Raw genomic sequence first — 18,170 nt, forward strand, 5'->3', positions numbered from 1 at the left:
CTACAGGATCGCTTCCGACTCGCCGTAGGCGGCGATCACGACGGCGGTCGTGTACCGCTCCGGTGCCGAGGCGGTCGTCTCGATGGCGACCTCTCGATTCGGTAACTCCCAGTCGCGGAGTTCGCTGCCGGCGTCCAACCCCGCCTCGATCCGCTCGCGGACGCCGTCGGGGTCCTCGCCGGTGACCTCGTAAAAGAGGCCGGGGCCGGGCCCGGTCGCCCACCCGAGCCCGGCGGCCACGTCGGGGTGACGCCGGGGGGCGTGCTTCGACGCCGCGTCCTCAGCGCCGGCGCGGCCGCCCTCGCGGAAGTCAACCTCGTCGTCCGGGCCGACGGTGCGGCGCGCTTCGACCACGGTGAGCCGGTTCCCGGCGGGGCCTAAGTCGGGTACTGCCTCGACGGCCTCCACGGTGGCCTCCGCGGGGACCACGGAGGAGACCGCGACGAGGTTGTAGTTGTGCAGGTTCGCGTCCGCGAGCGCGGCGTCGTAGGAAGCCATCGCCGTGTCGGCGACGCCGACGCCGCCGGCGACGTGGATGGTGTTCATTGCGGTGGGATCGGCGGCCCGCGCGCTAAGGGGTTACGAAGCGACCGTCTCCGAGGTAAAAACGCGGCCCGCAGCCCTCACTCCTCGTCTCAGTACTGGTAGTTGATGACCTGTTCGTCGGTCTGTTCCGCGGTTTGGAGCTTCTCGCGGGCGGCCTCGAAGTCGTCCTGCGTGACCTCGGTGCGGCCGTCTCGAATGGCGAACATTCCGGCTTCGGTCGCCAGCGAGGCGATGTCGGCCCCGCTGTACCCGTCCAGGTCCGAAGCGACCTCCGAGACGTCCGTCCCCTCGGCGACGTTCATGTGCTGTGTGTGGATCTCGAGGATCCGGGCACGGCCCTCCTCGTCGGGCTCCGGCACCTCGATGAGGCGGTCGAACCGACCGGGGCGCAGAATCGCCTCGTCGAGCATGTCGAAGCGGTTGGTCGCCGCCATGATCCGAATCTCGCCGCGGTCGTCGAAGCCGTCCATCTCGGAGAGCAACTGCATCATCGTCCGCTGGACCTCGGCGTCGCCAGAGGTCTTCGAGTCCGTCCGCTTCGAGGCGACGGCGTCGATCTCGTCGATGAAGATGACGGCGGGCTCGCGCTCGGCGGCCAGTTCGAACAGGTCACGGACGAGTCGCGACCCCTCGCCGATGAACTTCCGGACGAGTTCGGAGCCGGCCATCTTGATGAACGTCGCGTCGGATTCGTTGGCGACGGCCTTCGCGAGCATCGTCTTTCCGGTCCCCGGCGGACCGTGAAGCAGGACGCCGCTCGGCGGCTCGACGCCGACCGCTTCGAACTGCTCGGGGTTCTCGAGAGGGTCCTCGACGGCCTCGCGGACCTCCCGGATCTGATCGTTGATACCGCCGATGTCGTCGTACTCGACGTCGGGGGACTCGGTGACTTCCATCGCCTGCGCCCGCGAGTCGGTCTCGTCGTCGAGCACCTGCTGGACCGCGAACGAGTCGTTGATCGCGACGCGGTCGCCCGGCCGGAGGTCCTCGTCCAGCCGCGCGGACGCCTGCGTGAGCACCTCCTGATTGTTGCCGTGCTGTTTGATCACGACGCCGTCGTCGGTGATTTCCTCGACCGTCGCGATGTACAGCGAGGAGGTTTTCAACACCTCGTTCTCGCGTTTCAGCTCGTCGACGTCGGTCTTGAGCTCGCCGCGGCGGCCCTGCGCGTCGTCCAACCGCTGCTCCAGTTCTTCGTTCACGTTGAGGATCCGCCGGTAGTGTTGGCGGATCGCTTCGAGCCGTTCCGTCTCGCTCATGTCTGGATCGAGCTCCAGACGGGGACGGTCGGGCAGTGAGGGGCTATGGGACATTCGTTGATCCACGGTAGGAAGCGCGCGTAAATGTGCCTTTGGGTCACGGAGGTACCCCGATCCGACCGCAGGCTCGACGCCCCGCCTCACCGCCAGATGGACTGAACGCCCGCCACCCGCTGAATCTCACCGGTGATACTCGCGGGTCAATGTTTTAACAGAAGGCGCGTGTACCCCGTCGTATGAGTGCACGAACGGCGGCCGGTCGCGTCGGCGGCACCTTCTCGACGGTCGAGTCGCGAACGCCGGGTCCCCAACTATGACTGACGGGACGACCACGGCGACGGTCCTCGCGGTCGACGACGAACCGGACCTCGCGGAGCTGTATCGGGTGTACCTCGATTCGGCGTACGACGTCCGAACCGCGACCGGCGGCGAGGCCGCGATGGCGGAGATGGACGAGTCCGTCGACGTCGTTCTCCTCGACCGGCGGATGCCAGACATGTCGGGACACGAGGTGCTCTCGGCCATGCGCGAGGCCGGGTACGACGCCCGCGTCGCGATGCTGACCGCCGTCGAGCCCGATGTGGACATCGTCGACATGCCGTTCGACGACTACAAAACCAAGCCGGTGACCAAAGAGGACCTGCTGACGCTCGTGGAAGTGTTACTCCACCGCGCGGAGTTCGACGAGCACAGTCAGGAGTTCTTCGCGCTGGCGTCGAAGAAGGCCGCCTTAGAGGCGACGGACGCGACGAACACCGTCGAGTACGATGATCTCATCGATCGGATCGGATCCGTCCGCGAACGCGTCGACGACACGCTCGATCACCTCTCCGCGCGGGACGCGTTCGTCGAGGTCCCCGGAAACGTCCCGTAGCGTGAGACCGATCCCGACCCGGTCACTCGATCGATAGCTCTCCGTCACCGTCGCCGGCGTCTCCGTTCTCGTCCCACTCCAGTTCGAACTCGACGCTCAGTTCGCCGGGCCCGCCGGTGGGTCCCTCGCGCTCCGCTTTCACCTCGAACGTCGGTCGGGCCGGAGGGGCCATCGTCACCGACTCGTCGCCCCGACTGAGCGTGATCTCGCTGCCGGACTCCAGCGAGTCGGCGACGGTCCGGAGGTACGCGGCGATCTCCTCGCGGCTTCGGCGGCTCTCGGATTTGAAGAGGACGTCTTCTGGCATACCCGAAGATACGTCGTATCGCGGTATAAATCCGCACGCCGCGGACGGGCCTCTCCGCCGGCTCGGCGCCCACCGCTCTGCCCCCGGCGCTCGTCGCCCTCAGAACCCGTCTTCGAACACGAACGTCCCGTCGCGTTGGACGACCTCGCCGTCGACCTCGATGACGGAGTCTTCGCTCATGTCGACGATCATGTCGACGTGCTCGGCGGACTCGTTGATCTCGTTCTCCTCGCCCACGGTCTCGGGATACGCGGACCCGACCGCCATGTGAACCGTGTCGCCCATCTTCTCGTCGAACAGCATGTTGTAGGTAAACCGGTCGATCTGACGGTTCATCCCGATGCCGAGTTCGCCGAGTCGCCGCGACCCCTCGTCGGTGTCGAGGATGCCGGTCAGCAGGTCCTCGTTGCGTTCGGCGGAATGCGAGACGACCTCGCCGTCCTCGAACCGAAGTCTGACTCCGTCGATTTCGCGGCCGTAGCGGTACAGCGGGAGGTCGAAGTGGACCTCGCCGTCGACCCCGTCGCGGACGGGGGCGGTGAACACCTCGCCGCCGGGGAGGTTCGCCTCGCCGTAGTCGTTGAGCGTCGAGTTACCGGAGACGTCGAGCGTGAGGTCCGTCTCCTCGCCCGACCGGATCCGAACCTCGTCGGCGTCGTCCACGATGGCGACCATCTCCTCTTGGAACGCGCGCTGCTCGTCCCAGTCGAGCGAGACGGCGTCCCAGACGAAGTCCTCGTACGCCTCGGTGCTCATCCCGGCGAGCTGGGCGTGGCTCGCGGTCGGGAACTGCGTGAGACACCACGTCTTCGAGAGGCGCGTGCGCTTGACGTCCTCCATCGCGCGGTTGTAGGCGGCGTTGGTCTCGGGGTCGACGTCGGCGTCCTCGGTGGCGTTCGAGCCGCCGCGCGCGATGACGAAGACGTCCGCCTCCTGGTACAGCGCGAGCCGGTGATCGGGCTCCGCGAACTCCGCCGAGGAGCGCTTGAACGCGCGCTCGGCGCGCTTCGAGTAGTTGAGATAGACGGGGTTGGCGCCGCGGTCCCCGCACACCTCGTGGAGGGCGACCGCGAGGTCCTCGGCCTCGGCTGGCAGTTGGATGACGACGTCGTCTCCCGACTCGATACCGGTCGAGTGGTCGGCGATGATCTCGGCGTGCTCGCGGATGCGTGCGTCCATACGATCTGCTCTCGCTCCGGGGGATTACCGTTTTGGGAAGCGGTCGGTCGCGGGCCGGCGGGCGAGTTACCCGAGGAGGACCCACCCGCCGAGCACGATCAGGGTCGCGCCGGCGATCCGGTCCAGCCGACGCCCGACCCCGTCGGAGCGCAGGTACGCCGCGGCGCCGTCCGCGAGGAGCGCGACGACGCCGAGGTAGGCCGCGGTGAGTGCGGCGTAGGTAACCCCGAGAAACGCGAGCGATCCGGACTCGGTCCCCGCCCCTGAGACGAACCCGGGGAGGAACGCGAGGAAGAACAGCGCGACCTGCGGATTGAGTACGTTGACGAGGAATCCCTGCCGCAGGCCGCCGCCGGTCGTCGGCTCCTCGGTGCCGGCGGAGCGGAGCGTGTCGACCCCGAGGTAACAGAGGTAGGCGGCGCCGGCGACGCGGACGATCTCCCGCGCCCCCGGGACCGTCCGGTAGACGGCCGCGACGCCAACGACGACGAGCGCGGTGTGAAAGAGGATGCCGACCGTGACGCCGGCGGCGGATCGAAGTCCGACCGCCCGGTCCTCGACCGCCTGCGAGAGGACGAACAGCGTGTCCGGGCCGGGGGTGGCGATCAGCGTCGCCGCGGCGAGGACGAACACGGCGAACGCCGACGGAGTCACGGGGAAGCCGATCACGGCGGCCATTAAACCCACCTCACCGCGAGACCAATTAAACTCCCCGACGCCCTCGGTCCGGGGACCATCGCGATCTGTGGCCCTCTCAAGAAACACCGATCGCGAATCGGGGTCACTCTCGTCCGGCGTCACGGAAATCGGTCTCTGTGACCGGTACAGCGGGTGTCCGCCCAGTCACAGCTGTGAGACGCGGTGCCGTGACCGTCCCGTTTTTACCCGTGGGGCGGGGACGATCATCAGATGACTCCGGCGCGGGACCCCGACGCAGACGCCTCCGACGCGGAGGCGCTCGACCGGGACGACTTCGGCTTCGCCGAGCCGTCCACCGACCAGTCGTTCGAGAACGCTCTGGCGAAGGCCCGCGACGGCGTCCGGCTGACCGTCGACGACGCGACCGAACTCCTCGCGACCGGCACGGGCGCGGACGGCATCGACCCGGTCCGGAAAGAGGCCGTCCTCGAGGCCGCCGACCGGCGACGGCGCGAGGCGGTCGGCGACGAGGTCACCTTCGTCGCCAACCTCAACAACAACGTCACGACCGCCTGCAACACGGGCTGTCTGTTCTGCAACTTCAAGGACTCCGCGCACGCCTTCGAGGCCGACAGCGACGCGGACCACGCGGGGTTCACGAAACCCCCCGCCGAGTCACGCCAAGTCGTCGAGGACGCGCTCGACATGGGTATCTACGAGGTCTGCTCCGTCTCCGGGCTCCACCCCGCGCTGGCGCTGAACGAGGAGCACCACGAGATCCTCGCCGGGTACGACGACGCGGCGAGCGCCGTGAACTACAAACCCCCGGAGCGGTACGCCACCGACCCCGGAACCTACCTCGAACAGATCGAGGCGATGTCCGTCGGCGGGGTTCACCTCCACTCGATGACCCCCGAAGAGGCGTACCACGCCGCTCGCGGCACCGACTGGGAGTACGAAACCGTCTACCGGCGACTGGCGGACGCGGGTCTCGACTCGGCGCCCGGCACCGCCGCCGAGATTCTCGTCGACGAAGTGCGCGACGTGATCTGTCCGGGGAAAATCCGCACCGACGACTGGGTGGCGGCGATGGAGGGCGCAGTCGCTGCCGGTCTCGACGTCACCTCGACGATGATGTACGGCCACGTCGAGACGGTCGCACACCGCGCGGAGCACCTCGGCGTGATCCGCGACCTACAGGGCCGAACGGGCGGGATCACGGAATTCGTCCCCCTATCCTTTATCCATCAGAACACCCCGCTGTACCGTCACGGCGTCGTCGACTCCGGCCCCTCGCGCGACGAGGACGAGCTCGTGGTCGCGGTCGCGCGCCTCTTCTTGGACAACGTCGACCACGTGCAGGCCTCGTGGGTGAAGTCGGGCGACGCCCACGGACTGAAGCTGCTCAACTGCGGGGCCGACGACTTCATGGGCACCATCCTCTCGGAGGAGATAACGAAACGCGCGGGCGGCGAGTACGGCGAGTACCGGTCGTTCGACGACTACGTCGAGATGATCACGGCGATCGGCCGGACCCCGGTCGAACGCTCCACCGACTACCGGACCCGTCGCCGGATCGACCCCGACGACGGCCCGCACGGCCCCCGGCTCGGCCCGCGGGCCGACGGCTCTCCCATGCTCCCCGATCGGTCGACTGACGGCTCGTCCCCCGCTGGCGAGTCGGCCGGCGCCGACGACTGAGACCGCCCCGGACGACAAGGGCGACCGAGTGCGCTCGCGGTTCCGAAACGCCTCCCAATTCGCTGAACCCCTCGGTATGCCAGTTATACTGATAGACGGTACCGCGATCGATGCCCGCGTGAGACGCATCGGCCGCCGGGTCGAAGGAGCGGCCTGCTGCGGACGACGATCCGGACTGCTCGCAGGTCTCGCTCACGCGCTCCGTGACGACTGCGCCCGGTGGTCGGACTGAGTGTTCTCGCGTGAGCCGATCCCGCGCCGCCGAGCGCGGCCTACCGCCCGAGGTCGGCGTGCGCCGAGGAGAGGTGTCTGGAGCCGAGCGCCGCGAGTAGCGAGAGCTCCCCCGCGAGCGCGCCGACCGCGATCGCCTCCGCGAGTGCGTCGGCGTTGTCGCCGGCGGGGTCGCCGCCCCCGCGGACGCCGAGCACGTCGAGACCGGCGGCCTGCGTCGGGAGTTTCGTCCCGCCGCCGACCGTACCGACTTCGAGGCTCGCGAGCGAGACGGAGAGATAGAGGTCTCCCTCGGCCGTCGCCTCCGCGGTCGTGATCGCGTTCGCACCCTCGACCACCTGCGCCGCGTCTTGGCCGGTCGCGAGGAACATCGCGGCGACCGCGTTGGCGACGTGGGCGTTGAATCCGAGCCCCCCCGCCTTCGCGGAGCCGACGAGGTTCTTCCGGGTGTTGATCTCGGCGATCGCCTCGGGGGTCGTGTGGAGCCGATCCTCGACGACCTCGCGGGGGATCTCGACGTCGGCGCTCACCGACCGGCCGCGTCCCTCGACCGCATTGATCGCGGCGGGCTTCTTGTCCGAACAGAGGTTCCCGGAGAGCGCGACGAGGGCGGCGTCCGTCTCGGCCTCGACGACGTCGCAGGCCTCGCGCGTCGCGATGGTTGCCATGTTCATCCCCATCGCGTCCTTCGTGTCGTAGCGGAACCGCAGGAAGACGTTGTTACCGACGACGTACGGCGTCACGTCGAGCAGTTCGCCGTGGCTCGTCGTCGATTCCGCGGCCTCCCGCAGGGCCGCCTCGTTGTCGCGGACCCACGCGACGAGCGCCTCCGCCTCGGCGACGTCTGCGACCCGAAACACCGGCGCGCGGGCCATCCCGCTCTTCGTCACCCGCGCAGTCGCCCCGCCGGCGTCGTTCACCACGGCGCACCCGCGATTGATCGAGGCGACGAGCGCGCCTTCGGTGGTCGCCAGCGGTAAGTAGCGCTCCCCGCCGAACGCGCCGCCGTCGACCGAGACCGGGCCGGCGACGCCCAGCGGCACCTGCACGGCGCCGATCATGTTCTCGATGTTCGAGCCGTGGGCATCGGCGGCGTCGAAGGCGTAGTCGCCCAGGATATCGACGTCGGCGTCTGCGGTCTCGGCGACGAGTCGGCGGCGGGCCGCCGCGGCGACGTCGGCGTCGGCGTGCTCTTCGAGCTCGTGGAACCGGATCTCGCCGTCGCGGACGCGCTCCGCGAGCGACGCGGGGGTGGCGTCGGTCATGTTCGCGTCTCCTCGGGGCGCGTGCTAATGGTTGTCGATTCTGCCAGGGCGGTCCGACCGCTCAGCGGCCGACGAACCCGGAGAGCCGCTCGCGGAGCGACTCGTCGCCGAGTTTGAGGTAGTAGGCGTCGCCGCCGTCCTCGTAGTAGTTGTCGATCCGGCGGACGACCTCGAACCCGAGGTGTTCGTAGAAGCCGAGCGCCCGTTCGTTCGTCGTGCGGGCGTGACAGGTGACCGACCGGTGTTCGGCGGCGATGTCGGCGACGAGCCGTTCCGCGTGGCCACATCCCCGGCGGTCGGGGTCGACGGCCAGAAAGAGGATGTACCCGTCGCGGCGGACCGACGCGAACGCGACGAGCGCGTCGTTCTCGATGAGTAGGTGCGTCGTGGAGCGACGGTAGGCGTCAGTGAAGAAGCCGCGGCGCTGCCGGAGGACTCCTTCCTCGACTCGGATCCGCTCTTTGAGATCCCACGCCGCGGCGGCGTAGTCGGACTCTCCCGGCGGATCCGTCCGTTTCTCTACGTTGACGCTCACTGCAAGCAGCTAACACCCCACCGGAATATAACTCCACCGCCACCGGGGTGGATTGCGGCCGATGCTTTCGACGACGGAAGCGTTTTGTTCGACTCGTTCGTGATGTGGACAATGGCCGCTGATTCGCCGCCGAATCGGGGACGCCTCAGACGGGCGTTGCTGACCGGCGTCGCCGTCATCGTCCCCTCCGTCATCACCCTCGCCGTCTTGGGCGTCGTGTTCAACGCTATCTACGACTACCTGAACGCGTTCTCCACGGCGATTCTCCCCCTGCTACCGACGACCACGCTCCCGATCGACCGCGAGGTCGCCATCGAGATAGCCACGCCGGTCGTGTTCGTCGGATCGATCCTCCTCATCGGCGTCGCCGTCGAGTCGACGCAGTACGGCGAGCAGGCGGTCGACTACGTCGATTACGCGATCGAGCAGATTCCGGGGATAGGCTCCGTCTACCAGGGATTCCGGCAGATGAGCGACGCCATGATGGATTCGGACGGGGGGAACTTTCAGGAGGTGGTCCTCGTCGAGTTCCCGACCGAGAACGTGTACACCCTCGCGTTCGTCACGAGCGAGACGCCGGACACGCTCGCCGGGCCGGCAGAGGGCGGCGAGATGCAGACGCTGTTCATGCCGATGGCGCCGAACCCGGTGATGGGCGGTCACGTCCTCTTCGTCCCGAAGCGCCGGATCGTCGAAATCGACCTGAGCGTCGAGGAGGGTATCCGAGCGCTCGTGACGAGCGGCGTCGCCCTCGAGCGCGCCGCGGCCGACGCCGACGGCGTGTCGTCGGCACAGGTCCGTGACACCGCCCCCGACGGGCGGATCGGCTCGTACCACTCCTCGATGTCGGACGCGGCGAAGCGCCCCACCGACGGTGAGCGCGACGCGGGAGGCGACCGAGACGCGCCGCTCGACGGACGAGGGACGCCCGACGACGGAGGTGCCGGCCCGTGACGTTCGAACTCCGCGACCACACCGCCGACGTCGCGGTCGAGGCGACCGCGCCGACCCTGTCGGCGCTGTTCGAGTCGGTCGCCGACGGACTCACGGCCGCGAGCTGCGAGTCGGTACCGGAGACCGGCGACCGCTTTTCGCTGTCCGTCCGCGCCGAGAGCCGCGAGGCGCTCCTGTTCGATTACCTCGACCAGCTGATCTACGAGCGCGACGTGCGACTCGTGCTGCCGGCCGCCAACCAGTGTACGGTCTCGGGGCCGGCGGAGTCGTCGGCGGGTGACGAGGCGGCGACGGCGGCCGATGACGGCGCGTCTCCGGACGACGCCGACGCGTGGACCGTCGACGCGACGGCCCGCGGCGTTCCCCTCACCGACGTCGCGGCCCGCGAGATAAAGGCGGTCACCTACTCGGAGATGACCATCGACCGCCGCGGTGACGAGTGGTACGCCTACGTCGTCTTCGACGTCTGAGCCGAATCCGCCCGCCTGACGCAACGCCCTTTGCCTCCCCGCGCGGATCGGTGGTATGACCACGCGCGAGTTCGACGGGATCCGGCTGGAGAAAGTCCGCGACTACGTCTGGGAGATTCCTCGTGAGGGCGACATGAACGTCCCCGCGAGAGTCCTCGCCAGCGAGTCGCTGTTGGCGGAGATCGGTGAGGACAACTCGCTCCAACAGCTGAAAAACGCGACGCACCTCCCGGGAATCGTGGAGCCCGCGGTCTGCATGCCGGACGGCCATCAGGGGTACGGCTTCCCCGTCGGCGGCGTCGGCGCCATCGACGCTCAAACCGGCTGTATCTCTCCCGGTGCGGTCGGCTACGACATCAACTGCGGCGTCAGGATGGTCCGGACGAACCTGACGTACGACGACGTTCGCGGTCGCGAGGAAGAACTCGTCGACGCCCTCTTCGAGTCGGTCCCCTCCGGACTCGGTGGGGGCGGAGTGATCGACGGCGACGCCGACGCGATTGAAGGCGCCCTGGAGCGCGGCGTCGAGTGGGCGGTCGAGCAGGGATACGGGATCGAGAGCGACCTCGCTCACTGCGAGGACGAGGGGCGACGACCCGACGCCCGGCCGGAGTACGTCTCGAAGAAGGCGACCGACCGCGGGCGCAACCAGATGGGGTCGCTCGGCTCGGGCAACCACTTCTTGGAGGTCCAGCGCGTCACGGACATCTTCCGCGCGGACGTCGCCGAGTCGTACGGACTCGAGGAGGACGGCATCGTCGTCCTGATCCACTGCGGGAGCCGCGGCCTCGGCCACCAGACCTGCAACGACTACCTGCGACGGATCGAGAAGGGGCACGGCGACTTACTCGCCGAACTGCCGGACAAGGAGCTCGCGGCCGCGCCCGCCGGCTCCGAGCTGGCCGAGGAGTATTACGGGGCGATGGGCGCGTGCATCAACTTCGCGTGGGTGAACCGTCAGCTGATCACCCACCAGACCCGGAAGACGTTCGGCGAGGTGTTCGACGCCGATCCGATCGACGACCTCGGGATGGAGTTGCTGTACGACGTCGCGCACAACATCGCGAAGAAGGAGACCCACGAGGTCGCCGTCGACGCCGACGGGCGTCCCGCGAATGCGGACGAGGCCGTGGACCGCGCGGACCGGGAGCTGTACGTCCACCGCAAGGGGGCCACGCGGGCGTTCCCGGCGGGCCACGAGGACGTGCCGGAGACCTACCGCGACGTCGGTCAGCCGGTGATCATCCCCGGAAGCATGGGCGCCGGGTCGTACGTGCTCCGCGGCGGCGCGGAGTCGCTGTCGGTGTCGTTCGGGTCGACCGCTCACGGCGCCGGTCGGCTCATGAGCCGGACGCAGGCGAAACAGGAGTTCTGGGGCGGGGACGTGCAGGACGACCTCGAGTCGACTCATCATATTTACGTGAAGGCGCAGTCGGGGGCGACCATCGCCGAGGAGGCGCCGGGCGTATACAAGAATATCGACGAGGTGATCCGGGTCAGCGACGCGCTCGGCATCGGCGACAAGGTGGCGCGGACGTTCCCCGTCTGCAACATCAAGGGATAGCGTCGGCTCCGCCGCCGCCACCGAGGTCTTATATCGGATACCGCGGCCACGTCGCACCGAGATGACCGACCACTCGCGGAACGGCGGTTCGGCCGAAACGGTCTCCAGACGGTCCATACTCGGCGGCGCCCTCGGCGTCGCCGTCGGCGGCCTCACAGGCCTCGGGGCCATCGTCGCGTCGAGCGAACCGGCGGCCGCCGTCGACGGCGACCCCGCCGCATTCGAGGCGGGCGACGCGCCGACCGTCACCAGCAACGAGGGCCGGATCGAGTCCGTCTACCTCTCTCCCGTTCTCGACGTGTCGTGGACCGATTTCTCCGAGGGCGTCGAGCGCGTGACGCTCGTGCTCGCCGTCGGGAGCGACGCCGGCGTGGACGAGGTGTACCGAGAGACGCTGACAGCGAGCGCTCCGAGCGCGACGCCTGGTGACGTCGCGGCCGTGGCCTCAGCCGGCGACGCGCCCACCGACGACTCGACTCCCGAGTTCGACGTCGTCGACGGCGGCCTCACCGCGCGGTTCGAGCGCGCCGACGCGACCGCCAGCGGCGACGCGGTGACGAGCGAATCGCTCGGCGATCCCGACCTGCGCGGCGGCGAGACGGCGACGACGACGCTCGACGTCGTGTTCCGCGCGGACGTCGCCGGCGGCGGAGACGAGGCGACCGTCGTGCGCACGACGACCGTCGACGTGACCGTCGAGAACCCCGCCGGCGACACGGCTGCCGGCGGCGAGGTCGGCGTGGACGCGGTCTGACGGTCGTTTCGGTTCCGTTCGGAGCGCCGGCCGTCGACTCAGCGCTCTCGCTTCGCCTCCCGACCGAGCACCTCCTCGACGGCCGCCACCTTCCGATCGGCGGTCGTCTCCACGGTCCGCTTGTCGTCGATCTTTAGCACCGTCGAGACGCGGTCGCCGTCGACGGCCTCGTGTGCGGCCGCGGCGGCGGCGAACACCGTCTCGGCGTCGTCGGCCTCGATCACGGTGCCCATCGGATTCGTCTCGTAGCTCACGTCGAACTCGTCGAGCGCGGCCACGGCTTTCGCGACCTCGCTCGCCATACTCCCCTCGATCACCGGCGCGACGCTCAACAGCGCGACTGTGGTCATGGTCGAAATCCGGGACGCTGAAACTTAAAATGGCCCGCGGGCGGTGTCCGCTTCGGATCGCTACTGATCGCTACTGATCGAGGGCGTCCCGAAGGAAGGAGAGCTGATGGCCCACCGCCGGCTCGAAGTCTTCGCCGAAGGGCGAGAAGTGGTCCGCGGGCATGGTGACGACCGTCCCGCGCGAGAGCGACTCGCCCGCGTCGACGACCGCCTCGCTGTCGACGATCGCGTCGTCGGTTCCCGCCAGCAACAGCGTGGGCGCCCCGATCTCGTCGAGCCGGTCGACCGGGCGGTAGTTCGCGACCCGCAGCAGCGACCGCGCCGGCGTCTCGTTGCGCCACGTCGACTCGCGGTCGACCAAGTCGAGGTACTTCCGCTTCGTCCCCGGCTCCGTGATCGCTGCGATCTCTTCGACGTCCCCGACGATAGGCACGGTCCGTCCGCGACCGAACCGGTGCCCGATCAGGTCGCGAACCCCGGCGGCTCCCGAGCGCAGGAGGTAGCGCCCGCCGCGACGCCGGGCGGTCGCCCGGCAGTCGAGCATCGGCACCGCGGCGATCACGGCGTCGACGTCGCGGCGATCGGCCGCCAGCGTGAGGATGTGCGCCGCCGACAGCGACGCGCCCCAGAGCACGAGGTCACGGCCAAGGGCGTCGACGCGCCGGACGCGGTCGATCGCCGCCTCGTAGTCGGCACGCTGGTGCGCCGGGTGAACCGCCTGCGAGTCGCCGTCGGAGTCGCCGAACTCGCGGTAGTCGAAGAGGAACGCAGCGTAGCCGGCGTCCGCGAACCGCTCAGCGACCGCCGGATAGCCGAAGCTCCGCTCCGCGCCGAGCCCCGGAGCCATCACGATCACCGGCGGGTCGTCGTCGTCGCCGCCCGGCAGGTAGAGGGTGCCGCGGCAGGTGTCGCCGTCGACGTCGAACGCGAGCGCCCTCGTTGCGAACCGCTCGCGGGGCGGTCGCGCGAGGCGACGTTGCGCGCGGTTCACCGGGTTCCGCCGGGTCACGCTCGGCCCTCGGACTCAGCGGGGTCGTCGGTGTGCGACAGCGTCTCCAGCACGCGGGTCGAGAACTCCGTCTCCGATATCTCGTAGCTCGCCAGCGCCTCGAACCACTCCGCCTCGGCGCGCCACGTCCCGAGGACGTCGCCCGGAGAGCGGACCACGGTCGCCTCGACTCGGACCGGGTCCCACTCGTCCGCGTCGGCGCGGTCGATCAGCGCGTTGAGGGCACGGCCGATTTCGGCGTGGTGGACCTCGCGGCCGGGAAACGCCGTCATGTACGTTAGCTCCAGCGGGTCGCCGCCGTCGACGGTCTCGACGCTGATTCCGTAGCTGCGGAGCGCGGGCTCCACGTCGGTCGTTCGCTCGTCGCCGGTCATACGGGACCGTCGACCGGACGGGATAAATCGCTACCGGCGTCGCTCGCGACGAGAGAATTTCATTCGCCCTCGAAAGCCGCGGACGGGGACTGGCCACCGCGGAGGGCGGCCGAGTCGAACTTGTCAGAGGCACACGATTGTCCCGCGCGGCCACCTAGATATTCTCAGCTATCCCATATAAAAACTCGGGAGGCAGCCAAAACTCGGGAGGCAGCCGTTTTTTCCCCGTTCGCACGTCAATCGTGCCGTACGGTCGAGCGGTCGGGCATGCTTTATCACCGTCGCGGGACAGGATCCGATATGCTCCGGGGCGCGGCGTCGGCGCTGTCGCGATCGGCCGACAGCGGCGGCGTCCTCGCCATCGGCGGGCTCTTGACTCTGCTGACCTGGGTCGTCACGCCGGTCTGGATCCTCGGCGTTCTGTCTGTTCCGCTGCTTCTCGTCCTCGCGCCGCTCGCGCTCGCACCGGCGTTCGTCGCTCGGGGATACTTCGTTCGCGTCGTCGCCGACGCCGGGTCGACGGGGAATCACGACGGTGCGCCCCCGTTCATCGCGTGGAACCAGCTGTATCGCGACGGGGTCAAATCGACCCTGCTGAGCGCACTCCTCCTGGCGCCGCTGGCGCTGCTCCTCGCGGTCGCCGTCATCGCCGCCATCGCGGCCGAGTTCGGCCTCGTCGACCTCGGGCCCGCGGCCGAGACCGCGGAGCGCGCGCTCGGTCCCGGCGGGGGCTCGGTCGTCGTCGCCGCCGCCGTCGGACTCTTGGCCGTCGTCGCCGCGGTGTATCTCTTCGTGTTCGCGTACGTCAGGCCCGCCGCGCTCGCCGTGTTTGCCGCGTCCGGCCGGCTCCGCGACGCGGTCCGGCCGGGGCGGATCGCCGCCGTCGCCGGGTCGGGTTCGTATGCGACCGCCTGGATCGTCGCGGTCGCGACGCTTGGCGCGGGGTACGCGTTCGCCGCGCCGTTCGTGCCGCTCGTGGTCGGCGTCGTGTTCGCCTTCGTCGTTCGAATCGCCGCCCACGCGCTGTACGGCCGCGGGGCTGCGGGCACGGTCGACTTCGGTGCCGCGGGGCCGGTGGAGACGGGCGAGGCCGCCGACCGGACCGGGTCGACGACCGCGGTGACCGGTCCTCTTTCCGACCGAGTCGAACGCGCCCCTGACCGACTCGACGGCGGGGTCCGATCCTCGATCTCGGAGGTGACGCCGGCGGTGCAGACCGGTCGAACGGTCCCGTTCGACGACGGACGAGGAGTGCCGACCGACGCCGACGGCTTCCGGTGGAACGCCGAGCGCGAGTTCGATGACGGCGGCGCCAGTGATGAGAGAGCGGACAGCGAGAGAGCGCTCGACGACGCGTTCGAGTGGGGAACCCGCGTCGACTCGGAAAACAAGAGTTGATACGAGCGCGGGCGAACGGTCGGGTATGCGCATCTCCGACCGGGGTTACGGCGAGGAGGGCCGGGAGCGGCTCACCCTCGTCCCCGAGAACGTCGACGACCTCTGGCACCTCGCGCACGTCCTCGAACCGGGGGACCTCGTCGAGGGAGACACCACCCGCAGAATCCAGCGGAACGACGACCAGATGCGGGACACCGGCGGCCAGCGCGAACACCTGTTCATCACACTGGAAGTCGACGACGTGGAGTTCGCCCGGTTCGCCAACCGACTCCGCGTCTCGGGCGTGATCGTCGGCTGCTCCCGCGAGGACCAGCTCAACGCCCACCACACGCTCAACGTCGAGGAGCACGACGAAATCACGGTCGAGAAGCACTTCAAACCGGACCAGACCGAGCGGTTGGAGGAGGCGACGGAGGCCGCCGAGAACCCCGACGTGGCCATCGCGACCGTCGAGGAGGGCGCCGCCTACGTCCACACGGTCCAGCAGTACGGGACCGAGGAGTACGCCTCGTTCACGAAGCCGACGGGGAAAGGCGAGTACTCGCGCCCTCGGGACGAACTGTTCGCTGAGCTCGGCGAGGCGCTTGCACACCTCGACGCCGACGCCGTCATCCTCGCCGGACCGGGGTTCACGAAGAACGACGCGCTCGACTACATCAGCGAGGAGTATCGCGATCTGGCCGACCGAATCTCCACGGTCGACACCTCGTCCGCCGGCGATCGCGGGGTCCACGAGGTCCTCAAGCGCGGCGCGGTCGACGAGGTTCAAAAGGAGACGCGAATCGCGAAGGAAGCGAACCTCATCGACGATCTCACAGCCGAGATCGCGCAGGGCGCGAAGGCGACCTACGGCCCCGAGGACGTGGCCGAGGCGGCCGAGTTCGGCGCGATCGAGACGCTCCTCGTGGTCGACGACCGACTTCGGACGGAGCGACAGGGCGACGGCGACTGGTCGATCGACGTCAACGAGGTGATCGAGTCGGTCGAACGGCAGGGCGGCGACGTGGTCGTCTTCTCCTCGGAGTTCGCGCCCGGCCAGCAGCTCTCAAACCTCGGTGGGATCGCGGCGATTCTCCGCTATCGGCTGCAGTAACCCTCCGCGCGGTCCGGTCCTCTCCGCACCTCCTGCGATTCGTCCCGTGACGCTCGTGCGCTCCGACCGCGACGGGAGGCGAGCGCCGCCGTCGCTCCCCAAAACACTTACCAATCATCGGTGGAGGTGACGTATGCGACGCCGCACCGCGGTCCGGGCTGCGGTTCCCCTCTGCTTCGGGTTGGCCGGGTGTTCGGGACTGCGCTCAGGGGCGCATCCGCTCTCCGTGACCGTGTTCAACCACTCCGATCGACCGTACGCGATCGAGTTGACGTTCTCGCGGACGAGCGAGACCGACAGGAGCGACGCCAGAGCGTTCTCGGGACGGATCGACGTCGAGCCGAACGGCGAAGCCGTGCGCGAGGACGTGGCCGACCCCGCGCGATACCTCATCGAGTACGCCTGTTTCGAGAACGACAGTCGGCTCACCGACCGGGACCACGTCCACTACTACCCGGGCGACGAGGACGAGGGCGGGGGCTTGGCGTTCGACCTCGACGCGTCGGGGACGCTGACCCGACGGTGGTGAGCGTCGGTCGTCGGTGACCGACCGCGGTCTGCGGCGACTTGCACGTGCGCGTTCCGGCGGGCGGCCGGGATCAGTCGCGGTCGCCGTCGGTCGCGCGGTCCGGCGTTACCTACCCGTGAGCGCCTCGCTCGCGGGCGCGAAGTCGATGACCGTTCCGCGCCCCGCTTCGCTCGCTCGCTCGTAGAGCATGTGCGCGGCCGCGACCGTCTCGATGCCGGTTCCGCCGGAGTCGAACACGGTGATCTCCTCCTCGCTCGTCCGACCCGGGTGTTCGCCGGCGACGACCTCACCGAGGTCGGCCGCGACGTGGTCGTCGTCGACGAGCCCGGCCTCCTTGGCCACCAGGAACGACCCGGCGTCTTGGCTCACCCGCTCGCGGATGTCGGGCACGTACGTCGCCCGAGCGATAAGCTCCGGTGGGAGTTCGTTCTTGTTCGGGTTGTACTGCCCCATCGACGTGATGTGGGTGCCCGGGTCGACGTCGGCGTCGTCGATCACTGGGTCGCTCGCGTTCGTTGCCGTGATCACCACGTCGGCGCCGGCGACCGCCTCGCTCGCGCTGTCGACCGCCGTGACCGGGGGCTCGATCCGGTCGGCGAACTCGTCCGCGAACGCCTCACGGTTCTCGGCGGTCGGCGAGAAGACGCGGACCGCCTCGAACTCCCGGACCGTCGCGGTCGTCGCGAGCTGACCGCGGGCCTGCGCCCCGCTCCCGATCACGGCGATCTCCGTCGCGTCCTCTCGGGCGAGCGCGTCGACCGCGGTCGCCCCCGCCGCGCCGGTCTTGTACGGGTTCATCGACGCGCCGTCGAGCACCGCGAGCGGCTCGCCCGACTCGGCGTCGAACAGCGGGGTCATGAACCAGGCGTCGCCGGCTCCGAACCCGGCCGAGTAGGTGTACCCGCCCATTCCGCCCGTTTCGGGGAGGACCGCCGTGTACGAGGTCAGCATTCCCGGGGGATCGCGGTTGAACAGCATCGTCCGCGGCTTCGCGGGCGCTCCCTCGCCGATCTGTCGGTACGCATCGCGGACAGCGGCGACGTAGTCGGCGGGGTCGGCGAGGTCGTCGATGTCGGCGCTCGAGAGGAACAGCGTCTCTGTCATATCAACCCCCTTGGGCGCGGGGGATTAAACCGTGT

The 18,170-nt window shown here is 69.1% G+C and carries 20 protein-coding genes; 9 read left to right on the forward strand and 11 right to left on the reverse strand.

What is annotated here, in order from left to right; all coding sequences use genetic code 11:
• Together ACNS84_RS08230 and pan2 are read right to left on the reverse strand one after the other, a co-directional pair.
• The gene (locus tag ACNS84_RS08230) at positions 1-546 is read right to left on the reverse strand and encodes a pyruvoyl-dependent arginine decarboxylase (protein WP_435074364.1); all 546 of its coding nucleotides are present in this window, start codon (positions 544-546) and stop codon (positions 1-3) included.
• A gap of 89 nt (positions 547-635) precedes the next feature.
• Positions 636-1,859, reverse strand: coding sequence for a proteasome-activating nucleotidase Pan2 (pan2, locus tag ACNS84_RS08235; RefSeq protein WP_435074365.1), 1,224 nt, complete (start codon positions 1,857-1,859; stop codon positions 636-638).
• A gap of 259 nt (positions 1,860-2,118) precedes the next feature.
• Here pan2 and ACNS84_RS08240 point away from each other — a divergent pair, with 259 nt between their 5' ends.
• Positions 2,119-2,679 carry a response regulator gene (locus ACNS84_RS08240; RefSeq protein WP_435074366.1) on the forward strand — a complete coding sequence of 187 codons (561 nt, stop codon included), beginning with the start codon at positions 2,119-2,121 and terminating at the stop codon, positions 2,677-2,679.
• Positions 2,680-2,701: 22 nt separating this feature from the next.
• Here ACNS84_RS08240 and ACNS84_RS08245 read toward each other — a convergent pair whose 3' ends face one another.
• The 3 genes from ACNS84_RS08245 to ACNS84_RS08255 all read right to left on the reverse strand — a co-directional run bounded on the left by ACNS84_RS08245 (position 2,702) and on the right by ACNS84_RS08255 (position 4,843).
• Positions 2,702-2,986: an amphi-Trp domain-containing protein gene (locus ACNS84_RS08245; protein WP_435074367.1), complete on the reverse strand. Its 285-nt coding sequence runs from the start codon at positions 2,984-2,986 to the stop codon at positions 2,702-2,704.
• 99 nt (positions 2,987-3,085) lie between these two features.
• On the reverse strand, positions 3,086-4,165 hold the full coding sequence (locus ACNS84_RS08250) for an aminopeptidase (protein WP_435074368.1): 1,080 nt from the start codon (positions 4,163-4,165) through the stop codon (positions 3,086-3,088).
• Positions 4,166-4,231: 66 nt separating this feature from the next.
• Entirely contained in the window at positions 4,232-4,843 is a 612-nt protein-coding gene (locus tag ACNS84_RS08255) for a LysE family translocator (protein ID WP_435074369.1), read from the reverse strand.
• Positions 4,844-5,074: 231 nt separating this feature from the next.
• Here ACNS84_RS08255 and cofH point away from each other — a divergent pair, with 231 nt between their 5' ends.
• Positions 5,075-6,505, forward strand: coding sequence for a 7,8-didemethyl-8-hydroxy-5-deazariboflavin synthase subunit CofH (gene cofH, locus ACNS84_RS08260; RefSeq protein WP_435074370.1), 1,431 nt, complete (start codon positions 5,075-5,077; stop codon positions 6,503-6,505).
• A 272-nt stretch (positions 6,506-6,777) separates the two neighbouring features.
• Here the strand turns inward: cofH and hmgA are convergent, their stop codons facing one another.
• Both hmgA and ACNS84_RS08270 read right to left on the reverse strand, forming a co-directional pair.
• Positions 6,778-8,001 carry a hydroxymethylglutaryl-CoA reductase (NADPH) gene (gene hmgA, locus ACNS84_RS08265; protein ID WP_435074371.1) on the reverse strand — a complete coding sequence of 408 codons (1,224 nt, stop codon included), beginning with the start codon at positions 7,999-8,001 and terminating at the stop codon, positions 6,778-6,780.
• Between the two features lie 61 nt (positions 8,002-8,062).
• Complete coding sequence (locus ACNS84_RS08270) at positions 8,063-8,536, reverse strand: GNAT family N-acetyltransferase (RefSeq protein WP_435074372.1); 474 nt, start codon at positions 8,534-8,536, stop codon at positions 8,063-8,065.
• Between the two features lie 111 nt (positions 8,537-8,647).
• Here ACNS84_RS08270 and ACNS84_RS08275 point away from each other — a divergent pair, with 111 nt between their 5' ends.
• From ACNS84_RS08275 to ACNS84_RS08290, 4 genes are all read left to right on the forward strand, one after another.
• On the forward strand, positions 8,648-9,490 hold the full coding sequence (locus ACNS84_RS08275) for a DUF502 domain-containing protein (RefSeq protein ID WP_435074373.1): 843 nt from the start codon (positions 8,648-8,650) through the stop codon (positions 9,488-9,490).
• Entirely contained in the window at positions 9,487-9,960 is a 474-nt protein-coding gene (locus tag ACNS84_RS08280; protein ID WP_435074374.1) for an archease, read from the forward strand. The genes ACNS84_RS08275 and ACNS84_RS08280 overlap by 4 nt, the downstream gene beginning before the upstream one ends.
• 55 nt (positions 9,961-10,015) lie before the next feature.
• Complete coding sequence (locus ACNS84_RS08285) at positions 10,016-11,524, forward strand: RtcB family protein (RefSeq protein ID WP_435074375.1); 1,509 nt, start codon at positions 10,016-10,018, stop codon at positions 11,522-11,524.
• 61 nt (positions 11,525-11,585) lie between these two features.
• Positions 11,586-12,278 (forward strand): hypothetical protein, encoded by a 693-nt coding sequence (locus ACNS84_RS08290; protein WP_435074376.1) that lies wholly within the window; start codon positions 11,586-11,588, stop codon positions 12,276-12,278.
• Between the two features lie 38 nt (positions 12,279-12,316).
• Here ACNS84_RS08290 and ACNS84_RS08295 read toward each other — a convergent pair whose 3' ends face one another.
• The 3 genes from ACNS84_RS08295 to ACNS84_RS08305 all read right to left on the reverse strand — a co-directional run bounded on the left by ACNS84_RS08295 (position 12,317) and on the right by ACNS84_RS08305 (position 14,011).
• Positions 12,317-12,628, reverse strand: a complete 312-nt coding sequence (locus ACNS84_RS08295; protein WP_435074377.1) for an MTH1187 family thiamine-binding protein — start codon at positions 12,626-12,628, stop codon at positions 12,317-12,319.
• A gap of 70 nt (positions 12,629-12,698) precedes the next feature.
• Positions 12,699-13,637: an alpha/beta hydrolase gene (locus ACNS84_RS08300; RefSeq protein WP_435074378.1), complete on the reverse strand. Its 939-nt coding sequence runs from the start codon at positions 13,635-13,637 to the stop codon at positions 12,699-12,701.
• Positions 13,634-14,011 (reverse strand): DUF8159 domain-containing protein, encoded by a 378-nt coding sequence (locus ACNS84_RS08305; RefSeq protein ID WP_435074379.1) that lies wholly within the window; start codon positions 14,009-14,011, stop codon positions 13,634-13,636. Before ACNS84_RS08305 ends, ACNS84_RS08300 begins: the two co-directional genes overlap by 4 nt.
• Positions 14,012-14,311: 300 nt before the next feature.
• Here ACNS84_RS08305 and ACNS84_RS08310 point away from each other — a divergent pair, with 300 nt between their 5' ends.
• From ACNS84_RS08310 to ACNS84_RS08320, 3 genes are all read left to right on the forward strand, one after another.
• A complete protein-coding gene (locus ACNS84_RS08310) occupies positions 14,312-15,409 on the forward strand; it encodes a DUF4013 domain-containing protein (RefSeq protein WP_435074380.1) in 1,098 nt (365 codons plus the stop codon).
• Between the two features lie 25 nt (positions 15,410-15,434).
• Positions 15,435-16,502, forward strand: a complete 1,068-nt coding sequence (locus ACNS84_RS08315; protein ID WP_435074381.1) for an mRNA surveillance protein pelota — start codon at positions 15,435-15,437, stop codon at positions 16,500-16,502.
• 133 nt (positions 16,503-16,635) lie between these two features.
• Positions 16,636-17,031 carry a hypothetical protein gene (locus ACNS84_RS08320; RefSeq protein ID WP_435074382.1) on the forward strand — a complete coding sequence of 132 codons (396 nt, stop codon included), beginning with the start codon at positions 16,636-16,638 and terminating at the stop codon, positions 17,029-17,031.
• A 105-nt stretch (positions 17,032-17,136) separates the two neighbouring features.
• Here ACNS84_RS08320 and ACNS84_RS08325 read toward each other — a convergent pair whose 3' ends face one another.
• Positions 17,137-18,135, reverse strand: coding sequence for an ornithine cyclodeaminase family protein (locus ACNS84_RS08325; protein ID WP_435074383.1), 999 nt, complete (start codon positions 18,133-18,135; stop codon positions 17,137-17,139).
• Positions 18,136-18,170: the final 35 nt, after the last annotated feature.

The sequence above is a fragment of the Halorubrum wangae genome (assembly GCF_051194135.1).
Lineage (GTDB): Archaea > Halobacteriota > Halobacteria > Halobacteriales > Haloferacaceae > Halorubrum.

Bases quoted from the DNA above. Each gene is read 5' to 3' on its own strand.
- ACNS84_RS08230 (WP_435074364.1), bottom strand. From the start codon at position 546: ATGAACACCATCCACGTCGCCGGCGGCGTCGGCGTCGCCGACACGGCG.
- pan2 (WP_435074365.1), bottom strand. From the start codon at position 1,859: ATGTCCCATAGCCCCTCACTGCCCGACCGTCCCCGTCTGGAGCTCGAT.
- ACNS84_RS08240 (WP_435074366.1), top strand. From the start codon at position 2,119: ATGACTGACGGGACGACCACGGCGACGGTCCTCGCGGTCGACGACGAA.
- ACNS84_RS08245 (WP_435074367.1), bottom strand. From the start codon at position 2,986: ATGCCAGAAGACGTCCTCTTCAAATCCGAGAGCCGCCGAAGCCGCGAG.
- ACNS84_RS08250 (WP_435074368.1), bottom strand. From the start codon at position 4,165: ATGGACGCACGCATCCGCGAGCACGCCGAGATCATCGCCGACCACTCG.
- ACNS84_RS08255 (WP_435074369.1), bottom strand. From the start codon at position 4,843: ATGGCCGCCGTGATCGGCTTCCCCGTGACTCCGTCGGCGTTCGCCGTG.
- cofH (WP_435074370.1), top strand. From the start codon at position 5,075: ATGACTCCGGCGCGGGACCCCGACGCAGACGCCTCCGACGCGGAGGCG.
- hmgA (WP_435074371.1), bottom strand. From the start codon at position 8,001: ATGACCGACGCCACCCCCGCGTCGCTCGCGGAGCGCGTCCGCGACGGC.
- ACNS84_RS08275 (WP_435074373.1), top strand. From the start codon at position 8,648: ATGGCCGCTGATTCGCCGCCGAATCGGGGACGCCTCAGACGGGCGTTG.
- ACNS84_RS08285 (WP_435074375.1), top strand. From the start codon at position 10,016: ATGACCACGCGCGAGTTCGACGGGATCCGGCTGGAGAAAGTCCGCGAC.
- ACNS84_RS08290 (WP_435074376.1), top strand. From the start codon at position 11,586: ATGACCGACCACTCGCGGAACGGCGGTTCGGCCGAAACGGTCTCCAGA.
- ACNS84_RS08295 (WP_435074377.1), bottom strand. From the start codon at position 12,628: ATGACCACAGTCGCGCTGTTGAGCGTCGCGCCGGTGATCGAGGGGAGT.
- ACNS84_RS08305 (WP_435074379.1), bottom strand. From the start codon at position 14,011: ATGACCGGCGACGAGCGAACGACCGACGTGGAGCCCGCGCTCCGCAGC.
- ACNS84_RS08310 (WP_435074380.1), top strand. From the start codon at position 14,312: ATGCTCCGGGGCGCGGCGTCGGCGCTGTCGCGATCGGCCGACAGCGGC.
- ACNS84_RS08315 (WP_435074381.1), top strand. From the start codon at position 15,435: ATGCGCATCTCCGACCGGGGTTACGGCGAGGAGGGCCGGGAGCGGCTC.
- ACNS84_RS08320 (WP_435074382.1), top strand. From the start codon at position 16,636: ATGCGACGCCGCACCGCGGTCCGGGCTGCGGTTCCCCTCTGCTTCGGG.
- ACNS84_RS08325 (WP_435074383.1), bottom strand. From the start codon at position 18,135: ATGACAGAGACGCTGTTCCTCTCGAGCGCCGACATCGACGACCTCGCC.